Below are 23,017 nucleotides of genomic sequence, written 5' to 3' on the forward strand. Positions count from 1 at the left end.
ACCCTCATGCTACACCACTTGTTGTTCTATCTGTTGCCGCTCACCGACGGGCCGCTGTTCCTGGCTGCGCCACCCGCCCCGACAGTGCTCTCCATCCGCGTTACTGGCCTTAAGTCTGACCGGGGATGGTGCTGCCTGGCGCTGTACCAACGGGAAGAAGGCTTTCCGACCATGCCGCAACGGGCGTGGCGCATGCAGTTTGTACCCATCCGCAACCGCGAAGCCGTGTTGGACCTTTCTGATCTGCCCGCCGGGCGCTACGCTGTGGCCGCCTACCACGACGAGAACGGCAACCGCCGCATGGATACTAACCTGTTGGGCTTACCTAAGGAAGGATATGCTGCTTCCAACAACCCAAGGCCTAAGTTTGGACCACCCTCTTATGAGCAAGCCAGCTTTTATCTAGCCGCCGCGCCACTCCGCCTGGAGTTGCATATGGTTTACTAGCGTTACTCGAAGCTGCCAGTGTCCTGCCTGCATAGTAGACCTGGCCCAATGTCTTGCTCGTGCACAAGCCTAAGCGCAAGCCGCTGCTAGCAACCGCTTAATCGCGCACGGGTCAACAGCAGTTGCTTTCTCCTGGCAGAACACGGTTTGGCCAAGGGCCATCGGCGCCATCGCTTGTCGGCTTACGGCGGTGAACTCAGTCTGTTTTCCTTTTTCTCGTTGGGGGCTTCCTCCAACCTAAAACGTCTCCCAATGGTGGAAGTCCTTATTGTATTGCTCAGCCCCTTGTTGTTTCTACCCGCACTGACCGGATACATGGCGCGCGGTAATGGCCGTTCTTTCTGGCGCTGGTTTGCTATTGGCATTTGCCTCCCCTACGTGTCTTTAATCATTATCACAATCGTGGTGTACCGCGATCAACGCCGAGCCCAAAGGACCCCACCCAAGACCCTTTGATAGGCTTAGCCGGCCTGAATTCGTGGAGCAATACACTTTTTCAGCTCCCGAACTGCAAAGCTTGCTGCTTAACGGGGCAACAACAATGCTGGCCTTTTTGGTACAAAGGTTAAATGAGCCGTCGGGAACCAGTCGTAATAAAGTGCTGCCTGGTTCGCCCACCCAACTGCGACGCTTGGTTAGGGCCAAGAACGTACACCTTGCCGGCCCCGCCAATCGATGGTGGTTGGGTAGGCGAGACCGGGGCCAGAAAGTGGGCCAATGGCGTATCTTACTGGCTCAACCTTGTTGACCCGCTTGTATGCATCTCGGCTACGCCCGCGGCTCGGCCAAAGATCAACACCTCGATACCCAACTGAAACAGCTCAAGGCCTCCGGCGTCGACCGCTTGCATCAGGAAAAAATCAGCGGCACCACCACGCCGCAGCCGGTGCTCACCGAGTTGCTGGCCAACGTGCGCGCCGGCGACGCGGTGACCGTGGCCCACTTAAGCTGGCTAGGCCGCAGCAGCGCCCACATCATGCAGATGGGGGCCGACCTGTCCGCCCACCAGATGCGCTCCGTCGCCCTGGACACATGGTCAACCTGTAGACATATAACTTTACTTTGGGACGAATTTTTTAACAAAGGCCAATAATCCGTACATGGCGCAGCTTACAGAACCCGCCTCAGCGGCCCCCCGGCAGCCCGCCGGGCTCTGGCGCCGCCGCGTGGCCAGCTTCGGCCACGCCGTGCGCGGGGTGGCGGCCGCCCTGCGCTCGGAGGTGCACCTGCGCTTCCACGCGGCAGCGACGGTCGTGGTTATTGGGCTGGGGTTTCACTACGGCATCACCCGCCTGGAATGGGCCCTGGTGGCTTTAGCGGTGGCCGGCGTCTGGACGGCTGAACTCGTGAACACCGCCATTGAGGCGCTAACGGACCTGGCCTCGCCGGCTTACCACCCCCTGGCCGGCAAGGCCAAGGACGTGGCCGCGGGCGCCGTGCTACTGGCCGCGCTAGGCGCCCTGGTGGTGGGAGTACTGGTGTTCGGGCCTCACCTTCTTCCGGAGCAGTGATAGCTGGCCAACGAGCGAGGAATATCGTGAAACACCAACTCATGGGGTAAGCTGGGCGTAAGCACACCTATTGGCAGCCGTAGGCTGCTTAAATGCTAACCGCTCAATGAACTCCACGCGCCTGCTTCCCTTCGCTGTTTCTCTCGTACTCGCCACGGCCTGCGCCCACCAGCAGGTGAGCGTGACCACGCCCACCACGCCGCCCCCAACCGGCCAGGTAAGCGGCCCTAGCACGCCCGCCCCCACTAGCGCCAACACCGTGAACCCCGTGCCCCTTCCCTCAGTGGCTGAGTCGGACACGGCCGCTCGCCCACCGTGGCTGAAAGCCCGCATCGCCGCCGTATTGGCCGAGCGTAAGCGCAACCCCATCACCCGCATTCTTTGCTACACTTACGGTGGCCAGACGGTGTATTACGAGTCGGCCGCGTGCTGCGACCAGCCTTCTAACGTCTTCGATACCAAAGGCCGGCTGGTTTGCCAACCCGACGGCGGCATCACCGGCAAAGGAGACGGCAAATGCCCGGACTTCGACAAAAAGAAAACCAACGAGAAGCTAGTCTGGCAAGATCCTCGGTAGCACGAAGCGGGCGGAATGAGCATTAGGCCATCAGGCAACTCTCCTCTGATCTCCGTTTCTTGTTCTCGATTCCTCTATTCTTTAAAAACATGAATACCCTCGAAAAACTCGGCGCCTTCAACGTGTGGGCCAACACCACCGTGCTTCAGCGCCTCGACGAGATTACGGCCACGGGCGCGCCGATTCCGGCCGTCGCCCTCCGCCTCTTCAGCCACGTGCTCAACGCCCAGGCCATCTGGATTGCGCGGATCAGCGGCACGACCAGCCCGGTCAAGGTGTGGCAGGAGCACGACCTGGCCGGCTGCCACGCCCTGCACGAGCAAACGTCCGAGCCCCTGCACCAGCTCATGGTACAAGCCGACGAAACGGAGTTGCAGCGTCTGATTTCTTACACCAATTCGCTGGGCGCCAGCTATGAGAGCCTGGTGCACGACATCCTCACCCACGCCGTTGTCCACGCCAGCTACCACCGTGCCCAGGTGGCCACCCGCCTGCGCGAGCACGGCTTCGAGCCCGTCAACTCTGATTTCATTACCTACTGCCGCGAATTATCCGCCGCCACGACGCCCAGCCTGTAGGGGATCTCAGCTCTCTCCATCCCGAAAACCCGGCCGGGCCGGCTTATCCTTACCCAAATCTCAGGAGCAAGTACCAGCTAGATAATGGCGCTTGCTTCTGAGATTTTGCCTTAGGAAAGCATGCGTGTTTCTCAGCAGTTTTGCGACGCCCAACAGTGGGCCGACGCACAGTTTGGTAGCGTGCAGTTCGGCGATGTGCGCCGCCGCGTTTGCACGCTGGTAGCTGGCTGAGCGCGCCAGCCGGGAGCAAGTATTCCGCAGTTGAGCGTGGGGGTAGCTTATGCCAGTAAGGCCGCTTACCACTTGTTAAGTCAGCCTGGGGTGACGCCTGACGTGCTACAGGCGCCTCATCGGCGAGGCGTTCTTAAGCAAATGCAGCAGTCGGGCACCTATTTGCTGATTGAGGACACGACTCAACTGCGTTGGTGTATAGTCCCAGGGTGTGGTGGTGTACCTTTTGACGTCACTTTTCGCACCGCCCTATGGGACAAGTACTCCACGGCTGCGCCCGCACAACGCAGGCAATACGGCGCGCTATCCAGCACAGTCAGGAAAGCCTACAACGCGTAGCGCAGCGCCACGGCATCAACCCCAAGACCGTAGCCAAGTGGCGCAAGCGCCCCGGCACGCAGGACGCGGCGATGGGCCCGAAGCCCGCCTCGACAGTGCTCAGCCCGGAAGAGGAAGCGGCGGCCGTCGCCTTCGGCCAGCACACGCAGCGGCCGCTCGACGATTGCTTGTACGCGCTGCAGGCCAGCATTCCGCGGCTGACCCGTTCGGCCCTGCACCGACTGTTCCAGCGCCACGGCATCAGCCGCTTGCCTCTGGCCGAGGACGGCCAAAGCCCGGCTAAAAAGAAGGTCAAGCACTACCCCATCGGGTACTTGCACGTGGACTTCGCCGAGGTGCGCACCGAGCAGGGCAAGGTGTACCGCCCAAATGCTTGAAACGCATTTTCGTGGCCATCGACCGCACCAGCAAGGTCGCGTTTGCCGAGTTGCACCCGCGCGCCACGCGCATGATAGCCGCCGAGTTCCTGCGCCGGGTGCTCCAGGCCTTGCCCTACAAAGTGCACACGGTGCTCACCGATAATGGCGTGCAGTTCACCTTGCAGGCGCACCAGTGGTTTCCTGGCGGGCACCGCTTCGGCCGCGTCTGCCGCGAGTTTGGTGTGGAACACCGCCTGACCAAGCCAGCCCACCCCTGGACCAACGGCCAGGTCGAGCGCCTGAACCGCCCGCTGAAAGAAGCCACCGTGTTGCGCTACCACTACCAGACAACCGAGCAGCTCAACGAGCACCTGCAAGCCTTTCTGCTGGCCTACAACCACGCCAAACGGCTCAAGACCTTGCGCGGCCTCACCCCGCACGAATTCGTCTGCGCCCAACACCAGCAAAACCCAGCTATCTTCACCCAGGACAGGACCCGACCCACCTCACCCTAGGACTATACACCTAGGGCTACTCGATCAGCAGTACTATGTGCGCCAGCCAGTGCCAGAGGGGGAACAAGGACTTTCGCGCAGTCGTAGTTGGATTCGCCAAGGCCGGGTACGCGAATCTAGGTTATGGACTCAGAGCCTATGTCATGTATCCTCCCCACCACCGGATAGTCGCTGGGTCGTAGTCGCGGATCGGGGGGCAGACATATACGAACACTTGCTTGCTTGCCAAGAACGTGGGCTGGGCTTTGTGGTGCGCGCTTGTCAAGACCGAGGCTTAGTGGGCACTCGCCAGCAGTTATTCAGCGTCGCCCGCAGCCAACCCGTTGCAGGTCAATTTTGCTTAACGATTCGCTCTAGTCCGACTCGCTCTGCACGTCGAACTACGTTAGCCGTCAGCTTCAGCCCGCCCCTAGCATTACGCGCCCCGCAACGCCCAGGAACTAATGCCGGCAAGGGGCAATCAGTAACTGTCAGCGTGGTCCGGGTATGGGAGCCCGGCAGCCAATTGGAGTGGTTGCTGCTCTGCAACGAAGCGGTGAGCAGCTTTGCGCAAGCACGAGAGCGTGCCTGGCAGTATGCTACACGTTGGCTCATTGAGGACTTTCATAAAGCACTAAAAACGGGCTTGGGAGCTGAGCGACTGCAACTGCACACAGGGCATCGGCTATTTGCGGCGGTAGCGCTACTTAGCGTGGTCGACTTCGCGCTAGTGGACTTACGTGAGCAAAGCCGTCAGCAATCGGAGGCACCAATTGAGCAGATTGGTTGGCCTTCCCTATATCTACATGTGCTTAGTCACTACCAACAACAGCCTATCAATACCGTAGGCCAAGCATATGATGCTTTAGCCAAATTAGGAGGCCATTTAGGACGCTCCAAAGATGCCCCCCCAGGATGGCAAACTTTGTGGCGGGGCTTATTGCACTTGCGCCACTTAATAGTGGGGTGGCGCTTGGCGATTCGTTCAACTATATCCTCTAGCCGGCAGAAATGAGCTTACAGGAAGGAGTTTCGTCTATCGCACAGTGAGTCATTATCTTGCAGCTATCTTGTTCGACCCTACTCTTATCTCCCTTACGCATCATGCGCGCTCTTTTCCTGTCTCTTTGCTTTATCCTAGCTGCGGCTGCCTCCGTATCTGGCCAAGCCAATTTTCTGTCTCAAATTGCAATTTACAAGTTACAAGATAAGCAGTTAGGGACGATTGAGATTGGCGTGCTTAATAAAGATATAACAAAGAAAAAGCCACTGTTATTGGTATTAGGGGGCTCAGGATTGGAACCTACTTTCAAATTTAATAAGCAGGATGGTCGCGTCTATTGGACGGGATTCTATGGCTTTTCCAACTATCAGGATCGTTACCATATCGTTTATCTAAACAAAGCCGGTATTCCTCTCTATGATACGGTGCAGAGCCAGCGAACTGTTTACAAGTATGGCGCAGTGGCGAAAGCCAACAACACGTTGGACTGGCGTGCGGAGAGCGCGTCCAAAGCTATTAATTTCTTAGTGAAGAAGTTGCCCGTAGAAGCAGGGCAGGTGTATGTAGTAGGGCATTCCCAAGGAGGCCAAGTTGCGCCGAAAGTAGCGGTCTTAAATCGTCGTGTAAAGAAGGTAGTGATGATGTCGAGCAACACCCTTGATCACCTCTATGACCGGATTCTACTGGCCCGATTAAAAGCGCAAAATCTGGAGATGAGTTATCAAGAAAGTCAGCACGTAGTAGATAGCCTGCTTCAGGTACAACGAGCGATTTACACTCACCCAGCCGATACAACGCGTACATTCTGGGAAGACACTTACAAAAAATGGTATAGCTACTCTAAGGAAACACCGCTAGAGAATATGTTGCGGTTGCAAATTCCCATTTTACTTATCGCGGGTGGCCGCGATGTGGAGGGTTCTTACATTGCTAATACAGATTACGCTGCCTTGGAATTCATTCGCAAAGGCAAAACCAACCTGACTTACAAGGTTTATCCCACCTACGACCACATTTATATGGAAACTACGCGTAGACTTGGTGAAGAGGTTGGGTTAGGGATGAAAGCCAATATAGTAATAGCAGATGTGATGTCTTGGCTGGCACAGTGAGTCGCACAGCCAAATGTCGCCGCATAGACTCAGCAGAAAATCTTTAATTCCGACTAGCGTGTGAAAAAGATACTGACGAAAAAAGCGTCAGCTTTTTGGCCGACGCTTTTGTGAGATTTGGGTAAGGATAAGCCGGGCCGGCAGGATTTTTTAGGGATAGTTCCCCGGAAATATCTGGTCTTGTCTGGTCCTCCCTTGTTCGATTCTGACTAGCTTGCCCATCATGGCCGAACCCAATTCTTCCGCCCCCGTTCTGGAAGCCGACCGCCTCCATCGCGCTTATACCTATGCGGCCTACCGCCAGCTCATCGACGAGTTGATGGCGCAAAACCGCACCACTGGCCCTACGCAGACCGAGCAAATCGTGCACTACGCGCGCCTGAACATCCAGCGCATGCAACGCCTGGATAAGACCATACACTTACTGCCCGAACTGCAAGCCGCCCTCAGTCAGCTTAGGCGGCCCTACGTCGGTCTGGTCCTCACCGAAGGCTGGTGCGGCGACGCGGCCCAGATTGTACCCGTATTCGAAGCTGTCGCGCAGGCCAGCCAGGGCCAGCTAAGCACCCGCTACCTGCTCCGCGACGAAAACCTGGACCTCATGGACTGCTACCTCACCAACGGGGGGCGCTCCATCCCCAAGCTCATTGTCCTGCACGCCGACACCCGGGTGGAAGTGGCAACCTGGGGGCCCCGCCCGGCCCCCGCGCAGGAGCTATTCATCCGCCTGAAGCGGGAGCAGGTGCCTTACGAGGAGTTCGCTACCCAGCTGCACGGCTGGTATGCCAAAGACCGCACCCTAAGCACTCAGCGTGAGCTGCTGGCTTTGTTGCAGGGCCTGCCCTAACTCGTTGGGGCCAGCTTCCAGTCAACCCACCCTCGTGTGAGGGTGGGTTGACTGGAAGCTGGCCCCGATGTTGGCTTCGCGTGACTAGGTCGTGGCGGGGTTGCTGTCTTACCCCCTCAGTTATATTATGCAGTCATACCGAACGCATCTGTTCGCTCGGTATGACTGCTTTTTTGCGCTCTGGCACCGGCTAGTTCAATTTCACGGGGTCTAGGGTAGTCACCTGGCCGTTGACCACCACGATGCTGGCGCTAGCAGCCGGGTGGTAGGCCGGCTCGCCAGCGGGGGCCGTAGTGCTCGGGAAGAACTCCACGCGGTAGGTTCCGGCGGCCAGCCCACTGAGCTGGTACATGCCCGAAGCGTCGGCCGCGGTGCTCAGCGTATCGGGCCCGAGAATGGTCGAACGGATAGCTAAAATCTGGGGCTGGGCATTCGCCGGCGTCACCGTGCCGCGCAGGCCGCAGCGCAGGTCCTGGGCTACCACCCGAACGACGGGCTTCAGCAGGTAGCGCTCTTCTTTGTTGTCGCCTGCCTTCCAGCCGCCGCGCTGCACGATGGATTTAGCCACGTCGAAATCGAGCAGTAGCTGGAAAGTCACGTGCTGGCGCAGGGTTGCTTTTTCCAGCTTAAGCTTCACCCCGGAAGTAGCGCCACTAGGAGTCCTTAGCGGGTAGCGCTGCTCGTCGCGGCCCAGAACGTAGCTGCCGGGCCCCAGGATGAGGCGGATTTCTTTGAGGTCGCCGGGGGCGAAGTCGTCGCTTACTAGCAGCGACGACTTCCCGTTTACGTAGGCCAGTACGTTGATGGCCTGGGGCTGGAAGTTGAGCGTTTTCCAGCCGCCCTCTTCTTTCCCACACTTCTGGTTGACGGCAATCTGCTGGACATCCAGCACCACTTGCTGGAAGTCGCCGGGGGCGTCCATCAGGCGCACTTCGAGCCGGGCGGAGTTAGCAGCTTCATCGTTTTTGGCGCAGCCGGCCAGCCCTAGCAGGCCCGCGCACACCGCGGGAAATAATTGGATAATTTTCATAAAATAAATAGGGAAGAGGTAATAAAAAAATAGATGGGTAAGAATAATAATTGGCTCCGGAAAGAGCCACGCAGAATCCAGCGGAGGTAATTAGGCCGTAGCCACAAAAAAAATAGCGATACTAAAAACGATAGTCTACCCGGTAAAGATAGTTATAAAATGGCCCGATAACTATAAAATTATCGGGCCAATGTCAACAATACTGCCAAGCTTATCCGGCGTGTTGCCTATCCTCCTTTCTTAGCCGAGTCGGCTGGTTGCGAGTCGGCGGGTTTGGGCTTGGGTTTGGGCTTGCCAAACAGGCCATTCAGGCCCTGGCCAATTTGGTTTCTCAGGCGGTTCTGCGCATCCAGCTTGGCTTTTTCGGCGGTGATGCGGGCCTTCTCCTCGGGGCTTAAGTCGGCGCCGTTGGCAGAGCGCCGGGCGGTGTCCGGCTGGCCTTGCTTCTTTTGCGCGAAGCCGAGCAGGGCGTCCGTAAGCTTGGTTTTCACCACGTTGGTTACGATGGTTTTGCCCTGGTCTTTCACGCTGCCGCTGGTCAGCTTTACGTTGGGGCTGGTCACGGTGCCGCCAATGTTCAGGCCCAGGGTCACGCGGTCGGTCCCCTGAATGTCCTTCACACCCGTGAGTTGGGTGAGCTTGCTGCTGAAGGCGCTGCCGAGCTTACCGGTGGGCACGTTCAGGGCGGTAATGTAGGCCAGCGCGCCAGTAAGGCTGTTCGAGCCGCCAATAGTCATCTTCACGTCACCCACGGTCAGGTCGAACGGCTGCACCACCAGGCTGCCGTTCACCAGGTTGGCGTTGATTTTCTTATCCACCACCACAATGGTTTTCAGCTCCGGCAGGGTGGTCAGCGACGCCATCTTAGTCATTACCTCCGATTGGTTTATGGCCGCCCGCACAATGTCGAATACCCCCTTGCCGCTCAGCGTAGCCAGGTTAGGCAGCATGTCGGCCCCCATTTCGCCGCTCACCTTGAAGTTCGTTCCGAACACGCCCTCCACCTGGCTGGCTAACGGCACCAAGGTCTTAACAGTGTTAAAGGCTGAAAAGGCCTGCTGGAAATTCAGGTTCTTGATGTTCAGACCAAAGTCGAAGGTAGGGTGGGCCAGGTTCTTGCTGCTGTAGCTGCCGGTGGTGGCGAAGCTGCCGCCCAGGGTGTTGAAAGTCATGTTGCTGAGGGTCGCCACTTGGTCGCGCACCGTTACGGTGCCCTGGGCGTTGGTCAGCTTGAGGTTATCGTAGGTCACGTTGTCCACGTGGCTGTTCAACACCAAATCGAAGTATTTGGGAATCTGCAGCACGCCGTTGGCCTTCGTCGGCGCCTTGGCCCCGGTAGCCGTGGGCTTGGCCGACACCTCGTCGACCATCCACTCGTTCACGTTGAAGTTGCGCGAGTTCACCGTCATCTTGCCCTTCAGGGCCTGGCCCGGCGTGAAGAGGTAGCCCAGGTAGTTGCTCACCGAGCCCGAAGCCGCGAAGTCCGAGCTGCCAGCCGTGCCGCTGAGGCTTTGCACCGCAATCTGGTTGTTGTTGAATGTAGCCGTGCCGCTGCTGATTTTCACGCCCTGCGGCAGGTCCTTGCTCTTATAGGTTACGTTGGTGGCCTTCACCGTGCCGCTGGCTACCACGTTCTGGTAGCGGCCGGCTTCCACGTCGGCCATGTTGCCCTTCGCCGCGATGTCGCCGGCTACCCGGCCGGTCACGGTCATGTCCTTCAAGGGGAAAATTTTGGTGATTTTGGTCAGGTCCACTGCGCCGCGCACGTCGGCATCGAATACCGGCTGGTCGATGTTGCGCGCCGTGAGACGGCCCTCCAGGGACTCTCCCTCCAGCACCATCCGAAACTGTGGCAGGTTGATTTGCGTGTCGTTCACCTGGCCGGTGGTGTTCACCACGGTGCCATTGAGGTTGATGTTCTCAATCGGGGCCGGGAACTTAGCCGACTTCACGAAAGCATCGGTCAGGCGGATGGCCGCGTTCACTACCGGCATCTGGGTTTTGGAATAAACGCCCTGGGCCGTGCCATCCACGAACAACTGCCCGCGCATGGCCAGGTCCTTCACCGGGTACACTTTCAGGGCCTCGGCCAGGTTCACATTGGCTTTCACGCGGCCGTCCACCTTCATCGGGGCCAGCCCATCGATGCTCACGTTGCCATCCACCGGGTTCGGGCCCAGGTCCAGGTGAAACTGCGGGATGTTCACCTTCACGTTGTCGGTGATGCCCGAGGGGTTGTCGACCTGCATTTTCAGGTTGATGTTTTTGGCGGCCTGCGGCAAATCGGGATATTGAAACCGGCCGTTGGTTACCACTAGGTTCACGCCGTAGCCGGGCATACGCTGGGCATTCTGGGTGCCTTTGTAGTAGCCATCGAAAGCCACCTTGCCTCCAGTTTCGATGTTCTTGAATTTCTCGGTGAATACCCCCGGCACCAGGCTCAGCAGGGTTTTGAAATCCGCTTCCAGTGCCTTGAACGTGATGTCGTAGGTGATGTCGGTGGCGTTCGGCAGCCCAATGGCCCCGGTGAAGCTGAACGGAAAATCGTTGAGCTTAATCTTGTTGTCCTTGAACGTGTACAGGCTTTTGTTCAGGTCCATGTTCATCGTCACGTCGGCGCTGAGCTGTTTGTCGGTCACGTAGGCCACGTTGTTGTAGACCATGTCGAGGTCGGTAGCAGTCGTTTCCGAGCGCATGTCGAACACATTGCTGGCGAAGTCGCCGCTGCCGCTGTGGTTCACGCCCCGCGCTTCCATGCGGAAAGGCAGGGTCAAGTCTTCGTAGCGCAAGTGGGCCCCGGTCATCTTCCACCCCTTGATGGCCAGGTTTACCTGCGTGGTATCCTGGCCCTTGGCGGCGGCCGCCGAGTCCGAAATCATCACGTCCCAGCTTGCTAAGCCACTTTTCAGCCGCCGCAGGCTCAGGTCGGGTCGTTCCAGTTCCACCGATTTAATGTCGATTTGCCCGCCGCGCACCACGCTCATCACGTCGAGCCCAACCCGCAGGCTGGGCAGGTAAGCCAGCGTGTCGCGGCTGAACGAGTCCAGGCCAATCACGCGCAAGTCGCGGATGTTCAGCGTCATGTCCGGGAACGAACGCAGCAGGCTCACGTCTATGTCGGCCGGGTTATACTGCACCTTGGCCCGCACGCGCTGGGCAATCTGCTTATCGGCCAGGGCCCGTAGCTTATCCTTAAACAGCACCGGCGCCAGGGCTACGGCAGCGACCAGCACCACCAAAAACACGACAACACCCAACAAGATTTTTCGCATAGCTAAATTTACATGAGTTACTCCTTACTCTAAACAAAGGTAAAGCCGCTGAACGACGTGCCTCACGCTTTACTAATACCCAGTGGCTTTGTTACAAGGTAGCCTCTTCAGCAGCTGGGGTACTAGTCAGTGCAGCTACCCTGCTTTATTCAAATTTATTCAAAAGCATTTCCGGGCGCGGTTTCGGGGTCAGTACACCCGGGGCGAACGGAGAAGGCCGGGCCATGAACCATCGTTTCGGCCGGAGCGTGCCGAACGAGGATGAAACTGTTTACCCTGATCTGGTTGTATCGGGCCGTACATTCGCCCGGCCGGACGCACCAAACTGCGCACCGGTGGCGTTATGTCGCTCATTATGCCAGTGCTCTGCCCCACCTTGTTCGCCAGAACGCGACGCCAACTCGCGGCCGCAGCTTGCTTGTTGCTCAGCACTTTTTCGGAGGCCAGGGCCCAGGACGTCTTTTTTTCCCAGCCGTTCGCGACCCGCTTGCACAGCAACCCTGCCTTTACGGGGCTGGTCGACGACTACAGCGTCACGCTCGGTTACCGCAACCAGTTTCCTACCCTGGCCGGTTCCTTCGTCAGCAGCCAGGTAGCGGCGGACCTGCGCCTCCCCACCCCGGGCCAGCACCACGCCTTCGGGCTGCTCCTCAACCAGGACCGCACCGGGGCCGTGGGATACACCCGCCTGGAAGTGGGGGCTCTTTATGCCTACCATACCCGCCTTACGGAGCAGCTGGCCCTGAGTGGCGGCTTGCGGACCAGCTACGGCCGGCAGCGCGTGGGCTACGACAATTTTGTATTCGGCGACCAGATATCGGAAGATGGCCGCGTAGTTGGCCCCACCGCCGAGACCCTCGACTTTCCGCCCGTTAACTACCTCAGCTTAGGCACTGGAGTGGTGCTCTATTCCGAGCAGGGCTGGGTGAGCGTGGCGGGCCAGCACCTCAACCAACCTGCTTTAGGCTTTCGGCGGCAAAGCCAGCTTCCCCTGCTGCTGAGCCTCTCGGGGGGATATAAATTCTTTGCGGTTAAGCCCGAGGGCGTGGCCACTCGCGAGTTGAGCTACACGCCCGTGGCGGCCTATACCCGGCAGGGGGGCTCGCAGCGGCTTGAAACCGGCTTGTACGTCACCAGCTCGCCGGTGACGCTCGGGGCCTTGTACCGCAATATTTTTGCGCTCGGCGGCGTTGACGCGCAACACGTGCTAGCCGTTGTGGCGGGCGTCCAAGCGGGCAGCTTACGCTTGGGCTACAGCTACGATGTGGGCCTGAGCCGCCTGAGTGCCGACTTAGGCGGTGCCCACGAGGTAACCCTGGCCTTGCGCGCCTTCGACCGTTTAGAAAACGCCCATCGCCGCCTAAAAAGACGCGTTTATCCGACGGTTCCTTGTCCGACATTCTAATTTTTTGTACTATTGTATCCTAATTGCCTTAGGTGAACTCTCTGACCTCATCTCCACTTTAACTTTGTTATGAAATTGACTAACCATCTGTGTTTGGCCGTAGTGGGCCTCGTAACCTTGGCCAGTTGTGGCAAAGGCGGGCAACGCACTGCTACCAATCCCGGAAAATATTCTTCCACTACCGGGTTAGAATATAACACCGAGAAGGGGATGACCGTGGCCAACTTCAAGAAAATACCCGAAGGCCCCGGCCTGGTGTTCATCGAAGGAGGTCGTACGGTGCTCGGCACGCAGGAAGAAGACGTAACCATGTCGCACGATAACATTGAGCGCACGGTTACCATTGCATCTTTCTACATGGACGAGGCGGAGGTAGCCAACATCCACTGGCTTGAATATCTGCACTACATTCGCCAGGACTCGGCCGAGGAGTTCTATAAGTCGGCCCTGCCCGACACCACCGTGTGGGCCCGCGATTTGTCGTTTAATGACCCCTACGTAACTTATTACCTGCGTTACCCTGGCTTCCGCTACTTCCCCGTGGTGGGCGTGAGCTGGCTGCAAGCCGACGACTACTGCACGTGGCGCACGGCCAAAGTAAACGAGCGCTTGGCCGAAGATGGCGACAGCAAGTCAAGTGGTAAAAAACGCGGTAAGAAGAAAGACGCCGCTGCCGCAGGCGCTGGGGCCGAGGGCACTACCGGCGAGAGCAAAACCGTGATTGCCATTGAGAACGGCAACACGCTGCCTAACTACCGCCTCCCCACCGAAGCGGAGTGGGAGTTCGCCGCGCTGGCTCTTGTGGGCACCCAGGAAGTCGGCAACGAGAACCAGGAGGAGAAGCGTATCTACCCCTGGAATGGCAAATCGACCCGTAATCCCTACGGCCGCAAGATGGGCCAGTTCCTGGGCAACTTCAAGCGGGGCCGCGGCGACTACGCCGGTATCGCGGGCAGCCTGAACGATGGCGCCATGATTACCGAGTACATCTACTCGTACCCGCCCAACGACTACGGCCTCTACAACATGGCTGGCAACGTGAACGAGTGGGTGCAGGATGTGTACCGCCCGCTTTCCTTCCAGGATGTGGAAGACCTGAACCCCTTCCGCCGCAATGGCGTGGGTGACCCGGCCGATAAGTATGACAAGAAAGGCTACCAGTCGCTGATCGATGACCACGTGCGCGTGTACAAAGGCGGCTCGTGGCGCGATGTGGCCTTCTGGCTGTCGCCTGGCACCCGCCGCTTCATGGCTGAGGATTCGGCTACGGCCACCATCGGCTTCCGCTGCGCGATGATCAACGCCGGCTCGAACAAGTAAGAACTATAGATTTAGCTAAGGACTGAAACCGATTTTGTGGTTTCATCCATAAAAAAGGCGGCTCTCGAAGGCCGCCTTTTTTATGGATGAAACTTTTATCTTCCAGGTATTCAATTGACTGTTTTCATTTCTCTATCATAAAATCAAACCGCTGAAATTCAGTAGAATTCTATCAAAACGTGTTCGAGTAGGAGACGCTAGGCACAGGCGATGGTGGCGAGGCTAACCTCAGCGGCCCCCGCAGCCAGCAAGGCAGCCGCGCAAGCTTCCAGAGTTGCTCCAGTAGTCAGTACATCGTCGACCACCAGAATACGCTGGCCCACGATGGCAGCGGAGTTTTCTACCTCAAATACGGTGGCCACGTTGGCCCAGCGTTGCGCACGGTTCTTCCTGGTTTGGGTTTTGGTGTCGGCCTTGCGGTGCAGGGTAGTGGTGTTCCAGGGGAGTTGCAGGCCGGTGGACAGACCGCTGGCGAAAGCGGCGGCTTGGTTGTAGCCCCGCTTGGCCAGCTTGCGCGGGTGCAGTGGCACCGGCACAATGAGGTCGAAGTCGGCGGCCAGCCCCGCGGCTTGAAGCTCGGCGGCGTAGAGCTGACCGAGGGCCGTGCCCACGTCGCGCTGGCCCTGGTACTTAAGCTCGTGCAGCAAGTTCTGCACCCGCCCCCGGCGCACGAAGTGGAGATAGCTCAGGGTGTGGCGCACGGGCAGCCGGCCCCAGAAGCGCCGGCTCAAGGGGTTTTGCTCGGGTGGCAGCCGGTGAAAATCGGTGTACGGCAGCTCGGCCCGACAGCCGGTGCAAAGGTGGTTTTCGCCCCGCACCAACGGCTCGCGGCAGGCCAGGCAGAGGCGCGGGAAAACCAGGCCCACAAAATCATCCCACAGGGAACGGAGCATGCGTTGAGGAGCTTAGGTACTTATCTGAAAGGGCCGAGGCCTGAAAGGTAGAATGGCCGTAGCGAGCGGACCGCAGGATGGCCCAAAAGGCCGTTCTTTGTGCGTTTTACTAGTCGGGCCTGCAGCGGAGGCTTCCACCGGCCCCGCATCCGCCAGCCAAGCTACGCCGAAGCACCTGCATTTCGCAGCGCCCGACACCATCAGCACTACTAAAAATGTCTCAAGTAAGCGATTTCAACGAGTACCGTCAGCGGATGAACGCAACCATCCTGGCGGCCGACAACAAGGTTATCAAGCGGTTCTTCAACCTCGATACTAACACGTACGCACCGGGCGCCCTCGACGTAAAAACCAAGGAGATGCTGGGCCTGGCCTGCTCCATGGTGCTGCGCTGCGACGACTGCATCAAGTATCACCTCGGCAAATGCTTCGAGGAAAAGCTCACCGATGAGGAGATTTACGAGGTGTTTGCCATTGCCAACATCATCGGGGGCAGCATCGTCATCCCGCACTTTCGCCGCGCCGTGGAGTATTGGGAAATTCTGAAAACCGAGGCCGTGACGCCCGCGCCACCCCACGCTGAACACGCGGCATGAGCGAGGATGTCAACTCCGTCGAGCACCCCGAAAGCGAGGCCGACTTCGAAGCGCGGTGGGAAGCCCTGATGCAGCAGATGCAGGCCCGCTTCGGCAAGCGGCCCGACCTGAACGCGCTGCTGCTGCTCATCGGCGTGCAGGAGCTGAACCAGGGCGTTACCGCCTTCACCAAGGAGCAAAAGCAGGACCTGATGCACATCGCCACCTGCCGGCTCTTCAGCCTCAGCGGCCACTACGAGCTCGAACGACTGGACGAGGACGGCTGGCCCCACTACAAGCTGCTGCGCCCCGTGCCCTTCGCCAACCTAAAAGAGCAGGAACGCATGCTGAAGTGGCACGTGCTGGAGTACTTCGCGCTGGAAGAGTAGCGCCATTCCAAGGTCGACAGCCCGTACCGCGAACTTTGCGAGTTCGCGTCCCCGCGCCATTGGAATCGTTCAGGACGCGGACTCGCAGAGTCCGCGGTACGGTCCTACGACCGCATTGTGTACCCCGATGAAGAAACTGCTCCACCAAATGATGGCTGGCTGAAAACAACCCAGTAACCACGAGCAGCCAATCATTATTCTGCGCCTCCATGAAAATCATTTCTTACAACGTCAATGGTTTGCGTTCGGCCCTGAGCAAGGGCCTGCTGGACTGGGTAGCCGAGGCCGCACCCGACGTACTGTGCCTGCAGGAAATCAAGGCCGGCCGCGAGGCCCTCGACGTATCGGGCTTCGAGCGGCTCGGCTACCAGGCCTACCTGCACCCGGCCCAGAAGCCGGGCTACAGCGGCGTGGCCACGTTCACGAGAATTGCTCCCACCACGGTAGTCCACGGCTGCGGCCAGAGCTGCTACGACGACGAAGGCCGCGTGCTGCGGCTGGATTTCGACCGCTTATCGGTGCTGAACACCTACATGCCCTCGGGCACGAGTGGTCCTGAGCGACAAACTTTTAAGGTGCAATGGCTGCACTTCTTCCGCGACTACGTAGCCCGGCTGCGGGCTGATAAGGTGCCGCCGCTGCTCATTGGGGGCGACTTTAACTGCTGCCAGACGGCTATCGACCTGCACAACCCCCAGGCTAACCAAAACAGCCCCGGCTACACGCCGGAGGAGCGGCAGTGGTTCGCCGACTTCCTGGCCGATGGGTTCGTCGATACCTTCCGGCAGCAGCACGGCGAGGCTGCGGGGCATTACTCCTGGTGGAGCTACCGGGCGGGCGCCCGCCAGCGCAACGTGGGCTGGCGCCTCGACCACTGGCTGGCGGAGGCGGCGCTGCAACCCCGCCTGGCCGGGGCCGGTCTGTTGCCGGACGTGGTGCATTCCGACCACTGCCCAGCTTGGGTGGAGGTGCAGTAGGATCTAGCCCTGAGTTCGCGCTACCGGGCCTTTACCCGAGCTCGGTACCGAACCAAGCCTTAGTTCCTGATGTATCTTGCCTGAATAAGACCTGATGTCCTGATTTATGGCGATGTTGATGGAGCGCGGCACTTCGGCGGCCGAGTACCCGGCCCTGGCGCGGGTGCGGACGGAGCTGGAAGCCTTCAAGCGCAAGTTTTACCTGAACCTGCTCGTGCGGGGCCTGCTGGTAGCGGGCGGACTGCTGCTCACGCTGTTCGTGGTGTTCAACGGGCTCGAATACTTTCTGTACCTGCCCACGGCGGGGCGGGCCGCCCTGCTGTTCGGCTTCCTGGCCCTGGTGGTGTACAGCTTTGCGCGCTGGATCTGGACGCCCCTGGCGGCGCTCACCAACCTGCGCCGGCTGCTGAGCGATGAGCAGGCGGCCCGCCGGGTAGGAGAGCTGTTCCCCGAAGTGCAGGACCGGCTAGTGAATGCCTTGCAGCTGCAAGGCCAAGCCCGCGACAACGCCCTGATTGCGGCTAGCCTCGAACAGCGCGCGGCCCAGCTCGGCCAAATATCTTTTGCTCAGGGCATCGACATCAGGCAGCAGAGCCGGCCGCTCTGGAAGTACGCGGCCGTGCCGGTAGCCGTGCTCCTGGCCCTGCTCGCTCTTTACCCCAGCTTTTTGGTGCAGGGCACGGAACGCATCTGGCACTACCGGCGGGCGTATTCTCCCCCGGCACCGTTTGAGTTTGTCATCAAAAACCGCCAGCTGACGGCTTTCCGGGGCGAGGATTTCACGCTGGACGTGGGCGTGGCCGGGGCGGCCCTCCCGGCCGAAGTTAGCATTGCCTACGACGACGGGGAGCGGCGCCTGAGCAAGGTGGCTGGCCACGGCGACCTGTTTCGCTACACCTTCGAGCAGCCGCAGGGCAACGTGACGTTCCAGCTCAAGGGCGCCGGGTTTAACTCGCCCGAGTATCAGCTAACCGTGCGGGAACGGCCCAACCTGCGCGATTTTAAAGTCAACATCACCTACCCAGCCTACACCGGCAAAGCCGCCGAGACCATTGAGAATGGCGGCAACCTGACGGTGCCCGAGGGCAGCACGGTGCGCTGGGAGTTTGCTACGGCCGCCACCGACGAGCTGGCCCTGGTATTCCAAAACCCCGATGAGACCTTGACCGCTACCGGCGAAGATGGCACTTTTGTGGCCTCGCGGCAAGTGCTGCGCTCCCAGCCGTATTTGTTGCGCCTGAAAAACCCGGCCAGCCTGAACCGCGACCCCATTGCCTACCAGCTGACGGCCGTGCCCGACCTGGCGCCCGCGCTCACCCTGGAGGCCTTCCCGGACACGATTACGCGGCGTTACCTGGCTTTGGGCGGCACCGTGCGCGACGATTATGGCCTGACCCGGCTGGAGCTGCACTACGAGCTGAGGCGCAACAACCAGAACCAGGGTATCCGCGGCCAAAAATCCCTGGCCCTGCCCACCGGCAGCGCGGGCACGTACGCCTACACCTGGAACCTGAACCCCCTGAACCTGCGGCCCGGCGACCGCCTCGAATACTACGTGGAAGCCTGGGACAACGACGGCGTACACGGCCCCAAGGCGGCGCGCACCCGGCCCGCCGAGTTCCGGCTGCCCAGCCGCCGCGAAATGCGCCAGGAGCTGAACGCCCAGGCGCAGTCCGTCGCCAGCCAGCTGAGCCAAGCCGCCAAGCAGAGTGAAAAGCTGGAACGCGAGCTGGCCAAGGCCCAAGATAAGCTCAAGACCAAGCGCGACATGAGCTTCCAGGACCGCCGGCAGCTGGAAAACATGCTCGACCAAAAGCAGCAGATGAACCAACAGCTGGAGCAGATGCAGAAGATGTTTGAGCAGCTGCAGCAGAAGCAGGACCAGCTCAGCCCCAAGAGCGAGGAGCTGGCCAAGAAAGCGGAAGAGCTGAAGAAGCTGATGGCCGACCTGCTCGACCCCGAAACCAAGAAGCTGTACGAGAAGCTGCAGAAACTGCTCGAAGAGCAGCAACAGCCCAACGCGGAGATGCAAAAGCTGCTGCAGCAGCTCGAGAACAAAGAAGACACCTTACAAAAGGAGCTGGACCGCGCCCTGGAAATGTTCAAGCAGATGCAATTGGAGCAGAAGGTGGAAGAAACCGCCAGCAAGCTCGATGAATTGGCCAAGGAGCAGGAGCAGCTAGCCGAGAAGACTGCTCAGAACGACAAGGAAAACCCCGACAATAAGACTTCGAACCAGGAGCAGAAAGCGAAAAATGAACAGCTCAAACAGGAGCAGGCCCAGAACCAGCAGGCGTTTGAGGACCTTAAAAAGGAGCTTCAGGAGCTGAAGAAAATGGACAAGGAGCTCGGCGACCAGAACGGCATGGACGAGCAGAAGCCCGAGCAGGAGCAAGCCGAGCAGGACATGCAGGAAAGCCAGCAGCAGCTCGCCAAAAACCAGAACGCCAAAGCGGCGGCCAAGCAGAAAAGCGCCGCGGCCCGCCTCAAGCAGATGGCCAAGAAAATGCGCGACCAGATGAGCGAGGAAGAAAGCGACCAGGCCCAGCAGAACATCGACGACTTGCGCAACATTCTGGACAACCTGCTCACCCTGAGCTTCGACCAGGAAAGCCTGATGAAGGACTTCCGCAAGGTAGACCAGAGCGACCCCCGCTTCGTGCAGCTGGGCCAGACGCAGCGCAAGCTGCGCGACGACGCCAAAATTGTGCAGGACTCCCTGTACGCCCTGGCTAAGCGGGAGCCCAAAATCAAGAGTTTCGTAACCCGCGAAGTGAACGAGGTGAACAGTCGGATGAACGAATCGCTCACCCACATTCAGCAGCGCGATCTGGGCCGGGCCACCACCACCCAGCAGCAAGCGATGACCAGCATGAACAACCTGGCCCTGATGCTGCAAAGCTCGCTCAACCAAATGCAGCAGGAGCAGCAGGCCGGCAAAGGCCAGCCCCAGCCGGGCCAGGGCAAAGGCCGTAAAAAAGGCAAGGGGCAGGGGCAAGGCCAGGGCGGCAAGCCCGGCCCGGGCAGCATGGGCCAGATGCAAAAGCAGCTCAACGAGCAGATTCAGCAGCTTTCGAAAAGCGGCAAAACCGGCCGGGCCATGTCGGAAGAGCTGGCCAAGCTGGCGGGGCAGCAGCAGATGCTGCGCCAGGCCATGCAGCAGCTCGACAAACTGCAGCAGGGTGGCAAGCCCGGGGGCTCCCAGGGGCAGAGTAAGGACGGCCGCCAGGAGGGCAAGGAGGACGGCCAGAACGGCCAGGAGGGCAAAGGCAAAGCGGGCAGCGGTGGAACCGGCGATATCAAGAAGCTAATGGAGCAAACCGAAACCGACCTCGTCAACAAGCGCCTGACGCAAGAAACCATCATGCGCCAGCAACAAATCCTCACCCGCATGCTGGAAGTGGAGAAATCGGCCCGGGAGCGCGACCAGGACACCAAGCGCGAGGCCCAGGCGGCCCAGGCTAAGCCCCCGGTTTTTCCGCCGGCCTTCGACAAATACCGAGTGAATAAAGAACGCCAAACCGAGTTACTACGTAGTAGTCCTCCGAACCTCACTCCGTACTACCAACGCGAGGTGAGCGAGTACTTTCAGAAAATTAAATAATCATGGCTCACCCGAGTCATTGGCAATTCCGTTAATGAATTAATGCTCTGTCGGAACCATGCGGCGGTTGGCGACCTAAATTCTTGTGGCTTTTTGCCGTGAAAAGACTACTTTTGCCGCCCCAGACTCGCTGCTGCTCTTCCCATCAAACCGCCTTATGAAGCAGGTAAAAATTCAGATTCCGTCGCTCGTCGAAAACATCCGCGTGGTGGAGAGTTTTATCGATAACTCCAAGGATACCTTTCAGATTGAGGACGACATCTACGGCAACATCATGGTGGCCGTGACCGAAGCGGTGAACAACGCCATTCGGCACGGCAATAAGTTTGATAAAGACAAGAACGTCTATTTGTCGCTGTACGTAGAGCCCCAGCAGCTTAAGTTCGAAATCGAAGACGAGGGCGCAGGCTTCAACTACGACAACCTCGACGACCCCACGTCGCCCGAAAACCTGGAGAACCCGGGTGGCCGGGGCATCTTCCTCATCCGCCACCTAGCCGATGAGGTGGAGTTCAGCAAGGAAGGCCGCCGCGTGCAACTCACCTTTCAGCTAACGCAAGCCCCCACCGACGGAACCCCTACTGCCGACCACATCGCCGCCTAACATCCTATGATCAGCCATCCGCCGGTGGGACCGCCCCACCACGACAATTTTCCCCCCGGCGAGCTGCATCACGAGGCCCCGGGCATTGAGTTTATGGTGGAAGACGTGCCCGAGTTCGAGCTATCGGATGCCGAAGGCCTCGTGGAATGGATTGAGCGCATCGCGGCCGTGCACGAGCACCGCATCGTGCAGCTTACCTATATCTTCTGCTCGGATGCCTACCTGCACCAGCTCAACGTTGAATACCTCGACCACGACACCTTGACCGACGTCATCACCTTCGATAACTCGGATGATGCCGATATTCTGGAAGGCGACATTTTTATCAGCGTGGAGCGGGTGCGTGAAAACGCTCGGGAGCTGGGCCTGAGTTTTCGCGATGAGCTGCACCGCGTGATGATTCATGGGGTGCTGCACCTGCTCGGCTATCACGACAAGGACTTGTTAAGCCAGACGGCGATGCGGGCCAAGGAAGACCACTGCTTGTCGTTGCGTAACTTTTAGAATTGCTTCCGTCTTTAAAGCCAACCGACGCCCGCTTTCAGTGGGCGTCGGTTGGCTTTAAACCTGCTTGGTCGGGGAGCTGGGCCTCTTTCGTTCGACCTTCTATGGCCGCCTCTTCTTCTGCTTGGCCCATCATTCGGGGCGAAATTCTGGATTCTTATTTAGACCAGGGCTACTATCGGATGCAGCAGGACCTGTTCACCTGCCAGTTTGTTCCGTTCGATGGCCGTCTGTACACCGCCCACTGGCTGCGCGTGGTGCTCGCCCGCGTGCAGTGGGGGCCAGCCCACCGCCGGCTGCTGGCGCGCAACGCCCGGTTTGCAGTCGTCATCCAGCCGTTCCGCCTCACCCGGGAGTACGAGGCGCTATACGCCCGCTACCTTCAGGCCATAACCTTCGATGCGGCCCCTACCGTGGAGGATGTGTTGCTGGGCGGCGCAGCGCACAATGTATTCAACACGCACGTCATCGAGCTGCGCGACGGCGGCCGGCTGGTGGCAGCCGGTATTTTCGACCTTGGCAGCCGCACCTTGGCGGGTATCCTGAACTTCTACGATCCGGCCTACCGGCAGTATAGCCTGGGCAAGTACCTGATGCTGCTGAAAGCCGACTACGCCCGCCGCTTGCAGTTGGATTACTACTACCCCGGCTACGTAGTGCACGGCTACCCGAAGTTCGACTACAAGCTGTTTCTGGGTCCCGCCGCCACCGAGGTTTTCGATAGCATCAACGGCCACTGGCAGCCCTTCTCCTGGGAGGCGGTAGCCGCCCAGTCGGCTGATTTGCTGGCCGACCAGTTGCCGGAGGAACCACCGGAAATGGCCGAGTAAAGCAGGGTGCTAAATGGCCGCTAAGGTTCTGCTTAACCCGAATTTTTGAACCCGCAACTTGTTTCACGTGAAACTGCTGGCGGTTTTTGATTTCGTAATTTTGGGGCCGCGATGCC

20 protein-coding genes and 1 pseudogene are annotated in these 23,017 nt (G+C 59.2%); 18 read left to right on the forward strand and 3 right to left on the reverse strand.

Annotated features, from left to right (window positions below; genetic code table 11):
• Positions 1-6 precede the first annotated feature (6 nt).
• The 9 genes and pseudogenes from IC235_RS18065 to IC235_RS18105 all read left to right on the forward strand — a co-directional run bounded on the left by IC235_RS18065 (position 7) and on the right by IC235_RS18105 (position 7,498).
• Complete coding sequence (locus IC235_RS18065) at positions 7-447, forward strand: DUF2141 domain-containing protein (RefSeq protein ID WP_191006606.1); 441 nt, start codon at positions 7-9, stop codon at positions 445-447.
• Positions 448-1,204: 757 nt separating this feature from the next.
• Positions 1,205-1,540 (forward strand): recombinase family protein, encoded by a 336-nt coding sequence (locus tag IC235_RS18070; RefSeq protein WP_191006607.1) that lies wholly within the window; start codon positions 1,205-1,207, stop codon positions 1,538-1,540.
• A gap of 7 nt (positions 1,541-1,547) precedes the next feature.
• The gene (locus IC235_RS18075; protein ID WP_191006608.1) at positions 1,548-1,958 is read left to right on the forward strand and encodes a diacylglycerol kinase family protein; all 411 of its coding nucleotides are present in this window, start codon (positions 1,548-1,550) and stop codon (positions 1,956-1,958) included.
• 106 nt (positions 1,959-2,064) lie between these two features.
• Positions 2,065-2,535, forward strand: coding sequence for a DUF6970 domain-containing protein (locus IC235_RS22235; protein WP_223847393.1), 471 nt, complete (start codon positions 2,065-2,067; stop codon positions 2,533-2,535).
• Between the two features lie 89 nt (positions 2,536-2,624).
• Positions 2,625-3,113 carry a DinB family protein gene (locus IC235_RS18085; RefSeq protein ID WP_191006609.1) on the forward strand — a complete coding sequence of 163 codons (489 nt, stop codon included), beginning with the start codon at positions 2,625-2,627 and terminating at the stop codon, positions 3,111-3,113.
• A 482-nt stretch (positions 3,114-3,595) separates the two neighbouring features.
• A pseudogene (locus IC235_RS18090) lies at positions 3,596-4,557 on the forward strand (IS481 family transposase).
• Positions 4,558-4,606: 49 nt separating this feature from the next.
• Positions 4,607-5,551 carry an IS4 family transposase gene (locus IC235_RS22895; RefSeq protein WP_394355277.1) on the forward strand — a complete coding sequence of 315 codons (945 nt, stop codon included), beginning with the start codon at positions 4,607-4,609 and terminating at the stop codon, positions 5,549-5,551.
• Between the two features lie 89 nt (positions 5,552-5,640).
• The gene (locus tag IC235_RS18100; RefSeq protein WP_191006610.1) at positions 5,641-6,651 is read left to right on the forward strand and encodes an alpha/beta hydrolase family protein; all 1,011 of its coding nucleotides are present in this window, start codon (positions 5,641-5,643) and stop codon (positions 6,649-6,651) included.
• 223 nt (positions 6,652-6,874) lie between these two features.
• Positions 6,875-7,498, forward strand: a complete 624-nt coding sequence (locus IC235_RS18105) for a thioredoxin family protein (protein WP_191006611.1) — start codon at positions 6,875-6,877, stop codon at positions 7,496-7,498.
• 190 nt (positions 7,499-7,688) lie between these two features.
• On the opposite strand, the gene IC235_RS18110 is transcribed toward IC235_RS18105, so the two are convergent.
• Together IC235_RS18110 and IC235_RS18115 are read right to left on the reverse strand one after the other, a co-directional pair.
• The gene (locus tag IC235_RS18110) at positions 7,689-8,528 is read right to left on the reverse strand and encodes a DUF4382 domain-containing protein (protein WP_191006612.1); all 840 of its coding nucleotides are present in this window, start codon (positions 8,526-8,528) and stop codon (positions 7,689-7,691) included.
• A 227-nt stretch (positions 8,529-8,755) separates the two neighbouring features.
• The gene (locus IC235_RS18115; protein WP_191006613.1) at positions 8,756-11,800 is read right to left on the reverse strand and encodes an AsmA family protein; all 3,045 of its coding nucleotides are present in this window, start codon (positions 11,798-11,800) and stop codon (positions 8,756-8,758) included.
• Positions 11,801-12,155: 355 nt separating this feature from the next.
• On the opposite strand from IC235_RS18115, the gene IC235_RS18120 reads away from it, so the two are divergent.
• Together IC235_RS18120 and gldJ are read left to right on the forward strand one after the other, a co-directional pair.
• Positions 12,156-13,205 carry a PorP/SprF family type IX secretion system membrane protein gene (locus IC235_RS18120; RefSeq protein ID WP_191006614.1) on the forward strand — a complete coding sequence of 350 codons (1,050 nt, stop codon included), beginning with the start codon at positions 12,156-12,158 and terminating at the stop codon, positions 13,203-13,205.
• Between the two features lie 69 nt (positions 13,206-13,274).
• Positions 13,275-14,525: a gliding motility lipoprotein GldJ gene (gene gldJ / locus IC235_RS18125; protein WP_191006615.1), complete on the forward strand. Its 1,251-nt coding sequence runs from the start codon at positions 13,275-13,277 to the stop codon at positions 14,523-14,525.
• A gap of 197 nt (positions 14,526-14,722) precedes the next feature.
• Here the strand turns inward: gldJ and IC235_RS18130 are convergent, their stop codons facing one another.
• Positions 14,723-15,418: a ComF family protein gene (locus IC235_RS18130; RefSeq protein ID WP_191006616.1), complete on the reverse strand. Its 696-nt coding sequence runs from the start codon at positions 15,416-15,418 to the stop codon at positions 14,723-14,725.
• Between the two features lie 215 nt (positions 15,419-15,633).
• On the opposite strand from IC235_RS18130, the gene IC235_RS18135 reads away from it, so the two are divergent.
• The 7 genes from IC235_RS18135 to IC235_RS18165 all read left to right on the forward strand — a co-directional run bounded on the left by IC235_RS18135 (position 15,634) and on the right by IC235_RS18165 (position 22,901).
• On the forward strand, positions 15,634-16,014 hold the full coding sequence (locus tag IC235_RS18135) for a carboxymuconolactone decarboxylase family protein (protein WP_191006617.1): 381 nt from the start codon (positions 15,634-15,636) through the stop codon (positions 16,012-16,014).
• Positions 16,011-16,382, forward strand: coding sequence for a hypothetical protein (locus IC235_RS18140; protein WP_191006618.1), 372 nt, complete (start codon positions 16,011-16,013; stop codon positions 16,380-16,382). The genes IC235_RS18135 and IC235_RS18140 overlap by 4 nt, the downstream gene beginning before the upstream one ends.
• Positions 16,383-16,591: 209 nt before the next feature.
• Positions 16,592-17,359, forward strand: coding sequence for an exodeoxyribonuclease III (locus IC235_RS18145; protein ID WP_191006619.1), 768 nt, complete (start codon positions 16,592-16,594; stop codon positions 17,357-17,359).
• A gap of 106 nt (positions 17,360-17,465) precedes the next feature.
• The gene (locus IC235_RS18150; RefSeq protein WP_223847394.1) at positions 17,466-20,963 is read left to right on the forward strand and encodes a DUF4175 family protein; all 3,498 of its coding nucleotides are present in this window, start codon (positions 17,466-17,468) and stop codon (positions 20,961-20,963) included.
• A gap of 157 nt (positions 20,964-21,120) precedes the next feature.
• On the forward strand, positions 21,121-21,567 hold the full coding sequence (locus IC235_RS18155; RefSeq protein WP_191006620.1) for an ATP-binding protein: 447 nt from the start codon (positions 21,121-21,123) through the stop codon (positions 21,565-21,567).
• 6 nt (positions 21,568-21,573) lie between these two features.
• Complete coding sequence (gene ybeY / locus IC235_RS18160; protein WP_191006621.1) at positions 21,574-22,071, forward strand: rRNA maturation RNase YbeY; 498 nt, start codon at positions 21,574-21,576, stop codon at positions 22,069-22,071.
• Positions 22,072-22,175: 104 nt separating this feature from the next.
• Positions 22,176-22,901, forward strand: a complete 726-nt coding sequence (locus IC235_RS18165; RefSeq protein ID WP_223847395.1) for a GNAT family N-acetyltransferase — start codon at positions 22,176-22,178, stop codon at positions 22,899-22,901.
• The last annotated feature ends 116 nt before the right edge of the window (positions 22,902-23,017 follow it).

Origin of the sequence: Hymenobacter montanus (assembly GCF_014699115.1) — a bacterium.
In the GTDB taxonomy this organism is placed as follows: domain Bacteria; phylum Bacteroidota; class Bacteroidia; order Cytophagales; family Hymenobacteraceae; genus Hymenobacter; species Hymenobacter montanus.

Bases quoted from the DNA above. Each gene is read 5' to 3' on its own strand.
- IC235_RS18065 (WP_191006606.1), top strand. From the start codon at position 7: ATGCTACACCACTTGTTGTTCTATCTGTTGCCGCTCACCGACGGGCCG.
- IC235_RS18070 (WP_191006607.1), top strand. From the start codon at position 1,205: ATGCATCTCGGCTACGCCCGCGGCTCGGCCAAAGATCAACACCTCGAT.
- IC235_RS18075 (WP_191006608.1), top strand. From the start codon at position 1,548: ATGGCGCAGCTTACAGAACCCGCCTCAGCGGCCCCCCGGCAGCCCGCC.
- IC235_RS22235 (WP_223847393.1), top strand. From the start codon at position 2,065: ATGAACTCCACGCGCCTGCTTCCCTTCGCTGTTTCTCTCGTACTCGCC.
- IC235_RS18085 (WP_191006609.1), top strand. From the start codon at position 2,625: ATGAATACCCTCGAAAAACTCGGCGCCTTCAACGTGTGGGCCAACACC.
- IC235_RS18100 (WP_191006610.1), top strand. From the start codon at position 5,641: ATGCGCGCTCTTTTCCTGTCTCTTTGCTTTATCCTAGCTGCGGCTGCC.
- IC235_RS18105 (WP_191006611.1), top strand. From the start codon at position 6,875: ATGGCCGAACCCAATTCTTCCGCCCCCGTTCTGGAAGCCGACCGCCTC.
- IC235_RS18110 (WP_191006612.1), bottom strand. From the start codon at position 8,528: ATGAAAATTATCCAATTATTTCCCGCGGTGTGCGCGGGCCTGCTAGGG.
- IC235_RS18115 (WP_191006613.1), bottom strand. From the start codon at position 11,800: ATGCGAAAAATCTTGTTGGGTGTTGTCGTGTTTTTGGTGGTGCTGGTC.
- IC235_RS18120 (WP_191006614.1), top strand. From the start codon at position 12,156: ATGCCAGTGCTCTGCCCCACCTTGTTCGCCAGAACGCGACGCCAACTC.
- gldJ (WP_191006615.1), top strand. From the start codon at position 13,275: ATGAAATTGACTAACCATCTGTGTTTGGCCGTAGTGGGCCTCGTAACC.
- IC235_RS18130 (WP_191006616.1), bottom strand. From the start codon at position 15,418: ATGCTCCGTTCCCTGTGGGATGATTTTGTGGGCCTGGTTTTCCCGCGC.
- IC235_RS18135 (WP_191006617.1), top strand. From the start codon at position 15,634: ATGTCTCAAGTAAGCGATTTCAACGAGTACCGTCAGCGGATGAACGCA.
- IC235_RS18140 (WP_191006618.1), top strand. From the start codon at position 16,011: ATGAGCGAGGATGTCAACTCCGTCGAGCACCCCGAAAGCGAGGCCGAC.
- IC235_RS18145 (WP_191006619.1), top strand. From the start codon at position 16,592: ATGAAAATCATTTCTTACAACGTCAATGGTTTGCGTTCGGCCCTGAGC.
- IC235_RS18150 (WP_223847394.1), top strand. From the start codon at position 17,466: ATGGCGATGTTGATGGAGCGCGGCACTTCGGCGGCCGAGTACCCGGCC.
- IC235_RS18155 (WP_191006620.1), top strand. From the start codon at position 21,121: ATGAAGCAGGTAAAAATTCAGATTCCGTCGCTCGTCGAAAACATCCGC.
- ybeY (WP_191006621.1), top strand. From the start codon at position 21,574: ATGATCAGCCATCCGCCGGTGGGACCGCCCCACCACGACAATTTTCCC.
- IC235_RS18165 (WP_223847395.1), top strand. From the start codon at position 22,176: ATGGCCGCCTCTTCTTCTGCTTGGCCCATCATTCGGGGCGAAATTCTG.